13 protein-coding genes and 1 pseudogene are annotated in these 12,701 nt (G+C 74.6%); 7 read left to right on the forward strand and 7 right to left on the reverse strand.

Going from position 1 to position 12,701, the window contains the following annotated elements:
- Positions 1-43 precede the first annotated feature (43 nt).
- The 3 genes from IEZ05_RS01240 to IEZ05_RS01250 all read right to left on the reverse strand — a co-directional run bounded on the left by IEZ05_RS01240 (position 44) and on the right by IEZ05_RS01250 (position 2,840).
- Complete coding sequence (locus IEZ05_RS01240) at positions 44-307, reverse strand: hypothetical protein (protein WP_189228049.1); 264 nt, start codon at positions 305-307, stop codon at positions 44-46.
- A 46-nt stretch (positions 308-353) separates the two neighbouring features.
- Positions 354-1,004 (reverse strand): class I SAM-dependent methyltransferase, encoded by a 651-nt coding sequence (locus tag IEZ05_RS01245; RefSeq protein WP_189228050.1) that lies wholly within the window; start codon positions 1,002-1,004, stop codon positions 354-356.
- A gap of 96 nt (positions 1,005-1,100) precedes the next feature.
- Positions 1,101-2,840 carry an MFS transporter gene (locus IEZ05_RS01250; RefSeq protein WP_189228051.1) on the reverse strand — a complete coding sequence of 580 codons (1,740 nt, stop codon included), beginning with the start codon at positions 2,838-2,840 and terminating at the stop codon, positions 1,101-1,103.
- 373 nt (positions 2,841-3,213) lie between these two features.
- Between IEZ05_RS01250 and IEZ05_RS01255 the strand changes: the two genes are divergently transcribed.
- Positions 3,214-4,077: a MaoC/PaaZ C-terminal domain-containing protein gene (locus IEZ05_RS01255; RefSeq protein WP_189228052.1), complete on the forward strand. Its 864-nt coding sequence runs from the start codon at positions 3,214-3,216 to the stop codon at positions 4,075-4,077.
- Positions 4,078-4,169: 92 nt separating this feature from the next.
- Here the strand turns inward: IEZ05_RS01255 and IEZ05_RS01260 are convergent, their stop codons facing one another.
- Positions 4,170-4,337, reverse strand: a complete 168-nt coding sequence (locus IEZ05_RS01260) for a hypothetical protein (RefSeq protein WP_189228053.1) — start codon at positions 4,335-4,337, stop codon at positions 4,170-4,172.
- 97 nt (positions 4,338-4,434) lie between these two features.
- The gene (locus IEZ05_RS01265; protein ID WP_189228054.1) at positions 4,435-5,607 is read right to left on the reverse strand and encodes a hypothetical protein; all 1,173 of its coding nucleotides are present in this window, start codon (positions 5,605-5,607) and stop codon (positions 4,435-4,437) included.
- 198 nt (positions 5,608-5,805) lie between these two features.
- Here IEZ05_RS01265 and IEZ05_RS01270 point away from each other — a divergent pair, with 198 nt between their 5' ends.
- From IEZ05_RS01270 to IEZ05_RS01280, 3 genes are read left to right on the forward strand one after another with little or no spacing between them, the layout of a single operon-like run.
- Complete coding sequence (locus IEZ05_RS01270) at positions 5,806-6,663, forward strand: Nif3-like dinuclear metal center hexameric protein (RefSeq protein ID WP_189228055.1); 858 nt, start codon at positions 5,806-5,808, stop codon at positions 6,661-6,663.
- Positions 6,660-7,403, forward strand: coding sequence for a zinc ribbon domain-containing protein (locus IEZ05_RS01275; protein WP_189228543.1), 744 nt, complete (start codon positions 6,660-6,662; stop codon positions 7,401-7,403). Before IEZ05_RS01270 ends, IEZ05_RS01275 begins: the two co-directional genes overlap by 4 nt.
- Positions 7,404-7,463: 60 nt before the next feature.
- Positions 7,464-8,993 carry a bifunctional RNase H/acid phosphatase gene (locus IEZ05_RS01280; protein WP_189228056.1) on the forward strand — a complete coding sequence of 510 codons (1,530 nt, stop codon included), beginning with the start codon at positions 7,464-7,466 and terminating at the stop codon, positions 8,991-8,993.
- On the opposite strand, the gene eda is transcribed toward IEZ05_RS01280, so the two are convergent.
- Positions 8,968-9,627, reverse strand: coding sequence for a bifunctional 4-hydroxy-2-oxoglutarate aldolase/2-dehydro-3-deoxy-phosphogluconate aldolase (gene eda, locus IEZ05_RS01285; RefSeq protein ID WP_189228057.1), 660 nt, complete (start codon positions 9,625-9,627; stop codon positions 8,968-8,970). The two genes, IEZ05_RS01280 and eda, sit on opposite strands and share 26 nt — an antisense overlap.
- Before the next feature lie 85 nt (positions 9,628-9,712).
- Entirely contained in the window at positions 9,713-10,495 is a 783-nt protein-coding gene (gene yaaA, locus IEZ05_RS01290) for a peroxide stress protein YaaA (RefSeq protein ID WP_189228058.1), read from the reverse strand.
- A gap of 98 nt (positions 10,496-10,593) precedes the next feature.
- Here yaaA and IEZ05_RS01295 point away from each other — a divergent pair, with 98 nt between their 5' ends.
- The 3 genes and pseudogenes from IEZ05_RS01295 to IEZ05_RS37020 form a co-directional block, all read left to right on the forward strand.
- Complete coding sequence (locus IEZ05_RS01295) at positions 10,594-10,947, forward strand: hypothetical protein (protein ID WP_189228059.1); 354 nt, start codon at positions 10,594-10,596, stop codon at positions 10,945-10,947.
- 21 nt (positions 10,948-10,968) lie between these two features.
- Positions 10,969-11,793, forward strand: coding sequence for an AraC family transcriptional regulator (locus tag IEZ05_RS01300; RefSeq protein ID WP_189228060.1), 825 nt, complete (start codon positions 10,969-10,971; stop codon positions 11,791-11,793).
- Between the two features lie 22 nt (positions 11,794-11,815).
- A pseudogene (locus IEZ05_RS37020) lies at positions 11,816-12,643 on the forward strand (DMT family transporter); the annotation flags it as partial.
- Positions 12,644-12,701: the final 58 nt, after the last annotated feature.

Raw genomic sequence — 12,701 nt, forward strand, 5'->3', positions numbered from 1 at the left:
GCCACCTTAGAGGCCCCGGGCGCCCTCCGCAGGGGGCGCCCGGTCAGTCGTCGTCGGACTGCTGCTCGTGCCGGTAGGTGCCGCGGGCCAGCTCCTGGAGCAGCTCGTGCTCGGTCTTGCCCGTCACCCGGGCCATGGTCCGCAGCAACTGGGCGCAGAGCGCGGCCGCGCCGTCCATCAGGGCCTCCGTCGCCAGCGGGTCCTCGCGGCGCCGCTCGGCGACGTACTCGGCCAGCAGGTCGTCCCCGGAGACGTAGGCGGTCATGAACTCGATACCGGTGCGGACGCGGTCGTAGTCACTGCTCATGGCCGAACGATCGCACACGGACGCGCGCCGAGGGCGGCAGGCGCCGTCAGATTCCCTTGCCCGTCCGCCGCAGGACGCGCAGCGAGCCGGTCGCCGAGACCTCGGTGAACGCGCCGGACGCGAGAGCCCGGAGGTAGACGCGGTAGGGGGCCTGGCCGGTGAACTCGTCGGCCGGGTCCGGGAAGACGTCGTGGATGACCAGGAGGCCGCCGTCGGCCACGTGCGGGGCCCAGCCCTCGTAGTCGGCGTTCGCGTGCTCGTCGGTGTGGCCGCCGTCGACGAAGACCAGGCCGAGGGGCGCGTTCCAGACCGCCGCGACCTGCGGCGAGCGGCCGACGAGGGCCACCACGTGTTCCTCCAGGCCGGCCCGGTGCAGGGTGCGGCGGAAGGTGGGGAGCGTGTCCATCACGCCGAGCTCGGCGTCGACCGTCTCCGGGTCGTGGTAGTCCCAGCCCGGCTGCTGTTCCTCGCTGCCCCGGTGGTGGTCGACGGTGAGTGCGGTGACCCCGGCCGTGCGGGCCGCGTCGGCGATCAGCAGGGTGGAGCGCCCGCAGTACGTGCCGACCTCCAGGAGCGGCAGTCCGAGCCCGCCCGCCTCGGCCGCCGCCGCGTACAGCGCCAGCCCCTCGTGCGTGGGCATGAACCCCTTCGCGGCGTCGAAGGCGGCCAGGATCTCCGGCGTGGGTGCCGCGGGCATGGGTTCCTCCGGTGGTACGTGCGTGCTGGCGCCCCATGCTGCCGCACCCCCTGCCGCGCGGTGCGACAGGGGGTGCGGACGGGCCGGCGGTGCGGGTCAGGCGGAGACCGTGTCGCCCGGCAGGGACAGGTCCACGTCGACCGGGCGCTCGTCGCCCCCGTGGGTCGCCGCGTGGGCGAGCGGGCCGTGGCCCGTGGCGCGGGCGGCCAGCACGTACGGACCCTCGGCCGGGACGGCGAGCGTGTAGCTGCCGTCCCCGGCGGAGAGGGTCGCGCCCGCCTGACGGCCGTGGCGGTCGATCAGCGTGACCTTGGCGCGGGCGACGGGCGCCCCGTCGGCGGCCAGCACCCGGCCGCGGAAGCCCCGCAGCACCTCCTCGGCGCGGGCCAGGTTCGCGTCCTCCTCGCTGCTCGCCCGCAGCTGCGTGGTGGCCGCGGGGCGCCTGCGCGGCAGGAAGAAGGCCAGCACGAGGCCGGCCGCGACCGCGGCGGTCGCGATCAGGAAGGAGACCCGGAAGCCGTGCATCGTCGGGATCGCCACGCCCCCGACGGTCGTCGAGGTGTTGGCGAGCACCATCCCGATGACGGCGCTCGACACCGACGTGCCGATGGACCGCATCAGGGTGTTGAGGCCGTTGGCCGCGCCCGTCTCCGAGGCCGGGACGGCACCCACGATCAGCGCGGGCAGCGACGAGTAGGCGAGGCCGATGCCCGCGCCGAGCAGCACCGAGGTGACGACGGTCTGCCAGGCGGCGCTCATCAGGCCGAGGCCGCCGCCGTAGCCGACCGCGATGACCAGCAGGCCGATGATCAGGGTGCTCCGCGGGCCGTAGCGGGCGGACAGCCGGGCGTACACCGGCGCCGTGAACATCATCGTCAGGCCCAGCGGGGCCACGCACAGACCCGCCACGACCATCGACTGGCCGAGGCCGTAGCCGGTGGCGGAGGGCAGCTGGAGGAGCTGGGGCAGGACGAGGGAGACGACGTAGAAGGCGACGCCGACCATGATCGAGGCGAGGTTGGTGAGGAGCACCTCGCGGCGGGCCGTGGTGCGCAGGTCGACCAGCGGGGCCGCGACGCGCAATTCCATCAGGCCCCACAGCAGCAGGACCACGACGGCGGCGGCGAACAGGCCGAGCGTGGTGGCCGAGCCCCAGCCCCAGTCGCTGCCCTTCGTGATCGGCAGCAGGAAGAGGACCAGGCCGGCGGAGAGGCCGAGCGCGCCGGGCAGGTCGAAGGAGCCCTTCGCGCGGAGCGGGGACTCCGGTACGACGAGGAGGGTCAAGGCGATGGACAGGACGCCGAGGCCGGCGGCGCCGTAGAACAGGGCGTGCCAGTCCGTGTGCTGCGCGACCAGGGCGGCGGCGGGCAGCGCGAGACCGCCGCCGACGCCGATCGAGGAGCTCATGAGGGCCATCGACGAGCCCAGCCGCTCGCGGGGCAGCATGTCGCGCATCAGGCCGATGCCGAGGGGTATCGCGCCCATCGCGAAGCCCTGGAGGGTGCGGCCGACGATCATGGGGAGCAGGGCGTCGGTGAAGGCGCTGACCAGCGCGCCGACCACCATCACGGCGAGGCTGACGATCAGCATGCGCCGCTTGCCGTACAGGTCGCCGAGGCGGCCCATGATCGGCGTGGCGACGGCTCCGGACAGGAGCGTGGAGGTCAGGACCCAGGTCGCGTTGCTGGGCGTGGTGTCCAGGAGTCGGGGCAGGTCCTTGATGACCGGGACGAGCAGGGTCTGCATCACCGCGACGACGATGCCCGCGAAGGCGAGCACCGGGACGGTGGCCCCGCTCACTCTGCGGGCGGGCTCGTCGGTCGTCGTGTGGGACATTGAGTGAGGCCTCCAGGCCGGGTTCGGCGAACGCGTTGTGTGATGTGTGCAGACTGAACCTCGTGCGCCCGGGCAACTATTCCGTTGCTTCGAGTCCCTAACGATTTCTTGACCTTCTCTTGGCACAGGACCGTGCCCGGGGGCGTCGGGGCGGGGCGGGCGTTGTGGCTGGAGCCGGCCCTGGCGGCGGGCCTCGCGCCTGGCCTCGGTGCGGTTGCGGGTGGCGGTCTTGCCGATGGCCGCCGAGAGGTGGTTGCGCACCGTGGACTCCGACAGGTGCAGGGCGGCGTCGGCGACGGTCGCACCGTCCGCGGACGCGCGGAGTACGGTCGTCGCCGTCCAGCACCGTGCTCACCGGGCCGACAGGAGACGCATGCCCCTCGACGCAGCCCAGGCGCTCGCCGCGGCACCCCGCGTCCGCGAGATCACCTGGGACCACAAGGACGTCCAGCTCTACCACCTCGGCATCGGCGCCGGCGTCCCCGCCACCGATCCGCGCGAGCTGCGCTACACGCTGGAGTCCCGGCTGCGGGTCCTGCCGAGCTTCGCCACCGTCGCGGGCGGCGGGCCCCCGGGCGTCATCGGCACGCTGTCCGTGCCCGGCGTCGACGTCGACCTCGCCCGGGTCCTGCACGGCGGACAGCGCCTGCGCATCCACCGGCCCCTCCCGGTGCGGGGCCGGGCGACCGCCACCTCGCGCGTCGTCGCCGCGTACGACAAGGGCACGGCCGCCGTCCTCGTCCTGCGCACCGAGGCCGCGGACGCCGAGGGGCCGCTGTGGACCGACGAGGCCGAGGTCTTCGTCCGTGGAGAGGGCGGGTGGGGCGGCGAGCGCGGTCCGTCCGGGCGCCCGGCACCTCCGCCGGCGGGGGAACCCGACCTGGTCGTGGAACGCTCCCTCCGGGAGGACCAGGCCCTGGTGTACCGGCTCTCCGGCGACTGGAACCCGCTGCACGCCGACCCGGAGTTCGCCGCGCGCGCCGGGTTCGGCCGGCCGGTCCTGCACGGACTGTGCACCTACGGCAGCACGCTCAAGACGGTCGTCGACACCCTGCTCGACGGCGACGTGACCCGGGTGCGCGAGTACCGCACGCGCTTCGCCGGGGTCGTGTACCCGGGGGAGACCCTGCGGGTGCGCATGTGGCGGGCGGGCGACGACGTGGTACGGGCCGCCGTGAGCGCCGTCGAACGCGAGGACGCGGCCGTCCTCGCCGACACCGTCGTCCGGCACGGCTGAGCGCGGGGCGCGTGCGGCGACGACGACGGCCCCGTCCGTCGCATGCGACGAGCGGGGCCGTGGCCGTGTCTCCCGTTGTGCTCGGCGTGCCGTCAGGCCGCCGATTCGGCCTCCTCCACCGGCTTGCGGTGGCGGCCGCGCGGCGTGGCCGCGCCGTCCTGACTGGAGACCGGTCCTCGGTGCCGGCCGTGGCCGGTGTCGGTCTCGCGAACGTCGGCACCGGCGGCCTGGATCGGCTGGGTCGTGCTGGCGTCGTTCATCGGAAGGAATTCACCCCGTCAACATGATCTTTCCTACAGCCGGGCGAGTGTAACCGGCACACCACAGCCCGAATCCAGGCGGCCACGCCAACCGGCACTAGTTCGTTACAAGCCGTGCCAACGGGGCCTGTTGCAGCGGAACCGGACGCGACGGAGGGGGTGCCGGAGCCTCCGTTTCCGCCGCCTCGACCGGAGCCTGACGCTCCGCGCCGTCCGCCTCTGCGACCTCGGTGAAGGGCACCGCCAGCCGTGCCACCCCGCACGGCGACTCCCGGGTGGCGTACGGCAGATGAAGCTCGCCGCCCGCCGTCCATACCCCGGCCCCCGCCAACCAGCCCTCGGGCGCGGCGAGATGCCGCACCTCACGCTCGGCGGGCCGCCACACCCCGACCCAGCTGCCCAGCGCGCCGTCCACCCGCAACGCCACCCCGCAGCGCTCGGGCGTCAGCATCTGACCCGGCTGGACCGCGAACGGCGTCACCGCGCAGTCCGGCAGCCGCAGGCACTCCGGGAACCGCACCGGCAGCGTGCTGCCCAGCACCCCCCAGCCCAGCCGGGCATGCCCCGGCGAGGGCGCGTCCGAGCGGATGAGGACCAGCCCGCTGTCCGGGTCGGCCAGCAGTATCCGGTCGTCGCTGTCCGCGGCGATCTGCAGCAGCGGCGACACCTCGCCGCCGCACCCCAGGTCCACCACGACCGCCTTGGTGCGCCCGCCGGTCTCCCGGTCCACGGCCAGCATCCGTCCCTCGCGGTCCAGCCAGACCCCGCCCGAGCAGCGGCCGGGGATCTCCGCGAGGTGCTCGGGCCCGGAGGCGCCCCCCGCCACCTGCCACAGCGCCGTCGAACGCGGGCCGATGGCCAGGGCGTACGCCCGCTCGCCGCCCGGTACCGGCGGCAGCAGCCGTGGCCCGGCGGCGCCGTCCGGGCACTCGATCGCGCCGAGGGGCTGCTCCCCGGTACCGGGGCCGGTCGGGTACAGCAGCGCGAAGAGGTGCCGGCCGGCCGCGACGCGGTGGACCAGGACCCGCCCGTCGGCCATCGGCTGCACCTCGGTGCCGGGCTCCTCCGGCTGCCGGCCGGGCAGCGGCACCGCGTACGGCTCCGGACCGTCCAGGGTCCAGCGCTCCGGGTACCAAGAGTCGCCGGCCAGGGCGAGACGCGCGGCGTAGGCGCCCTCCGCGGTGATGGCGCAGCCCGCCCGCGGGGTCCCGTCGTTTCGCGGACCGCCGTCCCCGTGGTCCGCCGAAGGCTCGATAGCACAGGCTGTCATCGTTAGGTCACCTCCGGCGACGAAGCTAGTTTTCGTACGCACAGGCGGGGGAGCGGGAACCGCTCCCATCACACGTACGTGTGGCACAGGAACGATTCGCCTGAGGAAAGGATGCGGGGTGTGCTGCGCGGGGCCGGTGCGCCCGGGACGGCACGCGGCGGGTACAGCGGTCCAGAACCTCCAGGTAGCCTTGCGTTCGTGCCCCGTCTGTCAGAAGTCATCGCCGCGCTGGAGAACCTGTGGCCCGCCGAGCGGGCCGAGTCCTGGGACGCGGTCGGCACCGTCGTGGGCGACCCCGACCAGGAGGTCTCCCGGGTCCTGTTCGCCGTCGACCCCGTCCAGGAGATCGTCGACGAGGCGGTGAAGCTGGGCGCCGGCCTGCTCGTCACCCACCACCCGCTGTATCTGCGCGGGACGACGACGGTCGCGGCCTCCACCTTCAAGGGCCGCGTGGTGCACACGCTCATCAAGAACGACATCGCGCTGCACGTCGCCCACACCAACGCCGACACCGCGGACCCCGGCGTCTCCGACGCGCTGGCCGGCGCGCTCGGCCTCCGCGTCGCAGGCCCCCTGGTGCCGGACCCGACCGACCCCGAGGGCCGCCGTGGCCTGGGCCGCGTCTGCGAGCTCGAGCACCCGCTCACCGTCCGCGAACTCGCCGCCCGCGCCGCCGAGCGGCTGCCCGCCACGGCGCAGGGCATCCGCGTCGCCGGCGACCCCGAAGCCTCGATCCGCACGATCGCCGTCAGCGGCGGCTCCGGCGACGGCCTCTTCGACCACGTACGGGCGGCCGGCGTCGACGCCTTCCTCACCGCGGACCTGCGCCACCACCCGGTGTCGGAAGCCCGCGCCCACAGTCCTCTCGCGCTGCTCGACGCCGCGCACTGGGCCACCGAGTGGCCCTGGTGCGAGCTGGCCGCAGCCCAGCTCGACGAGATCTCCGACCGCAACGGATGGGACCTCAGGGTCCACGTCTCCAGGACGGTCACCGACCCCTGGACCGCCCACGCGGCGTCCGCCACCACAGCCAACACCATGGGAGCCCCCAACTGAACGCCGCGCCCGCCGACCAGATCCGACTCCTCGACGTCCAGGACCTCGACGTCCGCCTCCAGCAGCTCGCGCACAAGAAGCGGTCGCTGCCGGAGCACGACGAGATCGAGTCACTGACCAAGGACCTCACCCAGCTGCGCGACCTGTTCGTCGCCGCGCAGACCGAGGAGAGCGACTGCGCCCGCGAGCAGACCAAGGCCGAGCAGGACGTGGACCAGGTGCGCCAGCGCGCCGTCCGTGACCAGCAGCGCCTGGACTCGGGTGCCGTCACCTCGCCGAAGGACCTGGAGAACCTCCAGCGCGAGATCGCCTCGCTCGCCAAGCGGCAGGGCGACCTGGAGGACATCGTCCTGGAGGTCATGGAGCGCCGTGAGTCGGCGCAGGAGCGGGTCGCCGAGCTGACCGAGCGCGTCGGCTCCGTGCAGGGCAAGATCGACGACGCCACCGCGCGCCGGGACGCGGCCGTCGAGCAGCTCGACGGCGAAGCGGCCTCGGTGACCAAGGAGCGCGAGGTCATCGCGGGCGCGATCCCCGCGGACCTGCTGAAGCTCTACGACAAGCTGCGCGAGCAGCAGGGCGGCGTCGGCGCGGCCAAGCTGTACCAGCGCAGCTGCCAGGGATGCCGCCAGGAGCTGGCCATCACCGAGCTGAGCGAGATCCGGTCGGCGGCGCCCGACACAGTCGTACGCTGCGAGAACTGCCGCCGCATCCTCGTGCGCACGGCCGACTCCGGGCTGTAGGGGGCCGGGCCGGTGGCGAGCGCGGGGGCAGATCCGGCGACCGGTCCGGCGACCGGTCCGATGCGGAAGTTCGTCGTGGAGGCCGACGGCGGGTCGCGGGGCAACCCGGGGCCCGCGGGCTACGGCGCGGTGGTGAGCGACGCGGTGACGGGGGAGACCCTGGCCGAGGCCGCCGAGTACCTCGGCGTCGCCACGAACAACGTCGCCGAGTACCGGGGCCTGCTGGCCGGCCTGCGCGCCGCGCACGAGCTGGACCCGACGGCGTCCGTGCACGTCCGGATGGACTCCAAGCTCGTCGTCGAGCAGATGTCGGGCCGCTGGAAGATCAAGCACCCCGCCATGAAGCCGCTCGCGGCCGAGGCGGCACGCGTCTTCCCGCCGGACCGGGTGACCTACGAGTGGATCCCCCGCGCGAGCAACAAGCACGCCGACCGCCTGGCCAACGAGGCGATGGACGCGGGGGCTCGCGGCGAGCAGTGGTCCCCGTCGGCGTCCACGGCGGACCTGGACACGGCGGCTGCCGTCGGCAGCAGACGCGCCGCCCGGGGTGGCCGCGCCGGGGGCGAGCCGGGCAGCGCCGCGGCCGGGGCCACCGTGGGTGGGCCCGGGGCCGTGGCCGGTGCCGCCGACGGCCACGCCGTCCGGGCCGGTCGTACCGACGGTGAGCCGGGCGCTGACGGGGCCGGGTCCGGAGGCGAGGTGGAGACCGTTGAGGGCGGACGCCGGGCTGCCGCAGGCGCCGCCGAACCGGCCGGGCGTGGTGCCGGTGCCGGTGCCGTGGGCGAGTGCATCGCGCAGGCGGTGCGGACCGACGCCGAGACCATGCCCGGCGCTCGCTCATCCGCCGTCGATACCGCGCCCGGCGCTCGCTCCTCCGCCACTGCTGCGACGGCCGACGCCTCGGCGGATGCCGATGCGCGGGCCGCCAAGACCGTGGCCTCGCCCGGCTGGGGACCGCCCGACCTGGGCGCCCCCGCCACCTTCGTCCTGCTGCGGCACGGGGAGACGCTCCTGACACCGCAGAAGCGGTTCTCCGGGAGCGGCGGCAGCGACCCGTCGCTGTCGGCCGTCGGCCGCGAGCAGGCCGCCAGGGTCGCCGAGGGCCTCGCCCGGCGCGGCACCATCCAGGCGATCGTCACGTCACCGCTGGCCCGCACCCGCGAGACCGCCGCCGTCGTCGCCGCCCGCCTCGGTCTGGAGGTGACGGTCGAGGAGGGCCTGCGCGAGACCGACTTCGGCGCCTGGGAGGGACTCACCTTCGGTGAGGTGCGCGAGCGCTACCCGGACGACCTGAACGCCTGGCTGGCCTCCCCGGACGCCGAGCCGACCGGCGGCGGCGAGAGCTTCACGGCCACCGGCGCCCGCATCGCGGCCACCCGCGACAGGCTGGTCTCCGCCTACGCGGGCCGCACCGTCCTGCTGGTCTCGCACGTGACGCCGATCAAGACGTTCGTGCAACTCGCCCTCGGTGCCCCGCCCGAGTCGCTGTTCCGCATGGAACTGTCGGCGGCCTCCCTGTCGGCCGTGGCGTACTACGCCGACGGCGGTGCGAGCGTCCGCCTGTTCAACGAGACGTCGCACCTGCGCTGAGCCCCGCCGCCGCGCGGGCCAGCGCCTCGACCCGCGCCCAGTCGCGCCCGGCGACGGCATCCTTCGGCAGCATCCAACTTCCCCCGACACAGCCGACGTTGGGCAGTGCGAGGTACTCCGGCGCGGAGGCCGGTCCGATGCCGCCGGTCGGGCAGAAACGGGCCTGCGGCAGCGGGGCGGCGAGCGCCTTGAGGTAGGCGGTGCCGCCCGCGGCCTCGGCCGGGAAGAACTTCATCTCCCGCACCCCGCGCTCCAGCAGCGCCACCACCTCCGAGGTGGTCGACACCCCGGGCAGGAACGGCACCCCGGACCCTCGCATCGCCTCCAGCAGCGTGTCCGTCCACCCCGGGCTGACCAGGAACCGAGCCCCGGCCGCCACCACCTCGCCGACCTGCTCCGGCGTGATGACCGTGCCCGCGCCGACCACCGCGCCCGGTACCTCCTCGGCGATCGCCCGGATCGCGTCGACGGCGACCGGCGTCCGCAGGGTGACCTCGATCGCGGGCAGCCCGCCGGCGACGAGCGCCCGGGCGAGCGGTACGGCGTCCGCGAGGTCGTCGACGACCACGACGGGGACGACGGGCGCGAGATCGAGCACCGAGGCGGACGGGGAGGAGGGCAGCGGTGAGGTCATGACCTCATCGTGCCCTCCGATGTGCATTCTCTGCAATTGCCGTTGCGTACAGCGCAACGGGGCTCCCGGGGCCCGGGCTACCGGCTCAGTGGATCTCCTCCACCAGTACATCCAGCGACCACGGCTTCCCGGCCTTCGCCGGCGCCTCGGCCTCCACCACGTACCCCAGGTCGCGCAGCGCCTCCACCAGCTCCGCGGGACCCTCGGGCGCGCTGCCGGAGCTCAGCAGGCTCCGGACGATCCGCCCCTTCGTCGCCTTGTTGAAGTGGCTGACCACCTTTCGGGTCGGCGCGTGCAGCACCCGCACGGACGCGGTCCGCCCGGCCACCTCGCCCTTCGGCTTCCACGCCGCCGCGTACGCCGCCGACCGCAGGTCCAGCACCAGCCCGTCCCCGGCGGCCTCGGGCAGCACCTCGGCCATCGGCGCCCGCCAGTACGCGCCCAGGGCCCCCAGCGCGGGGAGCTTCACGCCCATCGAGCACCGGTAGGAGGGGATCCGGTCGGTCACCCGCACGGCACCCCACAGCCCGGAGAACACGAGCAGCGAACGGGCGGCACGCTTCCTGGCGGCCGTGTCGAGGGAGGCCAGGTCCAGGGCGTCGTAGAGCACGCCCGTGTAGATCTCGCCGGCGGGCCGCGCCCCGGCCGTCCGCAGCTGCGCGTTCTTGGCCACCTCGCCGCGCAGCCCCTCGCTCAGCCCCAGCACCTCGCGCGCCTTCTCCTCGTCCCCGGCGCACAGCTCCACCAGCTCGCCGAGGACGGTCTCCCGGGCAGGCGTCAGCCCGGGAAGGGACAGCGTCCCGGGCTTCAGCGGGGCGCCCCGGCCGGACGACGCCTTACCCTCCGACGGCGGCAGCAGGACAAGCACAGGTACTCCTTCGGTCAGCTCTCGGCCAGGGTACGGGGTGCCTTCGACGGGGCCGGTGCCCCATACTCGCCGGAGCCGACCACCGGGAGGGGAGTCTCATGGGGCGCGGAGGCAGAGCGCGGACCGTCACCACCGTGCTGACGGCCGTCGTCGTGGTCGGCCTGACGGGCGGCTGCTCGTCCGGCGGCACCGGGCAGGACGACGGGACGCGACAGCACTACTGCTCCGTCCTCGGGACCTGGCAGCGGACGAAGGCCCGGTCCGAGAACGCCGACGTCGCCGGGTACGCGGCCCTCGCCGCCGCGAGACGGCTCGACCGGGAGGGCCTCGACACGTCCGGCAGCCACGTCCTCCAGGACACCGCCCTGGCCGTCGACACCGCCGACACCGCAGCCGAGGGCCGCGTGGCGTCGTACTGCACGGGCGCCGGCTTCGAGACGTACGTCCGCTGAACCGCGCCGACGGGGGGAAAGGTGGCCGCACGCGAACAGGCACGGTGGACCAGGGCACGGCTGGGGACGGGCGGGCCGCCCCTCGACCTGCTCACCGCCCGCTTCGACCGTCACGTCTACGCCCCGCACGCCCACGACGAGTTCACGGTCGGCGTCACCGTCGGCGGCCTGGAGGTCATCGCCTACCGGGGCGGGCACATCCACTCGGGGCCCGGGTCCATCGTCGTCCTGGAGCCCGGTGAGGTGCACACCGGCGGCCCCGCCGCCCCCGACGGCTACTCCTACCGCGCCCTGTACGCGGCGCCGTCCCTGCTGGCCGACGGCACGCGCGGCGGCCTGCCGCACTTCCGCGAACCCGTCCTCCAGGACCCCGAACTCGCCCGCGCCCTGCGCGCCGCCCACACGGACCTCGCCCGCTGCCCCGACCCTCTGGAGGCCGAGTCCCGTCTCCCGTGGCTGCTCACCGCCCTGGCCCACCGCCACTCCACGGCCCGCGCGGCCGACGACGCGGTCCAGGGAGCCGCCCGCGTCGCCCGCGTCGTACGCGACCGCCTCGCCGACGAACTCCTCGCCCCGCCCTCCCTGGCGGCACTCGCCACCGACCTCGGCCTGTCCCGGTACCAACTCCTGCGCGCCTTCCGTACGACGATGGGGATACCGCCGTACGCCTGGCTCGCCCAGCACCGGGTGTCCAGGGCGCGCGGGCTCCTGGACGCGGGTCTGCGGCCCGCCGAAGCGGCGGCGCTGGTGGGCTTCGCCGACCAGGCGCACCTGACCCGGTGGTTCCGCCGCGTCCTCGGCGTGACCCCGGCCGCGTACCGCAACAGCGTTCAAGACGGCGGGTGAGGGCGGCACGCAGACTGCGGCCATGACTGCACGCGGCTGGGCCCTGTTCTCCCTGATGGGAGTGGTCTGGGGCATCCCCTATCTGATGATCAAGGTGGCGGTGGAGGACCTCTCCCCGTCCGTGGTCGTGTTCACCCGGTGCGCGCTCGGCGCCGCCCTCCTGCTCCCGTTCGCCCTCCGCCAGGGCGGCCTCGCCCGGACGGTCCGGGCACACTGGACACCGATGCTGGCCTTCGCCGTCATCGAGATCATCGGCCCGTGGTGGACCCTGACCGACGCCGAACGCCACCTCTCCAGCTCCACCGCCGGCCTGCTGATCGCGGGCGTGCCGATCGTCGCCGTCCTCCTGGCCCGCTTCTTCGGTGCCGAGGAACGGGTCGGGGCCCGCCGGATCATCGGACTCGCCGTCGGCCTCGGGGGCGTCGCCGTCCTCACCGTGCCGCACCTCACCGGCGGCGACGCGCGCTCGCTGGCCGAGGTGCTGGTGACGGTGGTCGGCTACGCCACCGCGCCCCTGATAGCCGCCCGCCACCTCAAGGACGTCCCGACCCTCCAGCTCATCACCCCCTGCCTGACCCTCGCCGCCGTCGTCTACGCGCCCGCCGCCTTCCTGACCCGGCCCGCCGCCCTCCCCCCGGTCGAGGTCCTGGCGGCCCTCGCCGGCCTCGGCGTCGTCTGCACCGCGATCGCCTTCGTGGCCTTCCTGGAGCTGATCAAGGAGGTCGGCCCGACCCGCGCCGGCGTCATCACCTACGTCAACCCCGCCGTCGCCGTCGCCGCCGGCGCCCTCTTCCTGGGCGAGGACCTGACCCTCGGCATCGGCGTCGCCTTCACCCTGATCCTGGCCGGCTCGGTCCTCGCGACGGCCGGCGCCGGTCCGCGGCGGGAGGTCCGCCGGGTACCATGGT

The organism is Streptomyces flaveolus (assembly GCF_014648815.1).
GTDB classification, from domain to species: domain Bacteria; phylum Actinomycetota; class Actinomycetes; order Streptomycetales; family Streptomycetaceae; genus Streptomyces; species Streptomyces flaveolus.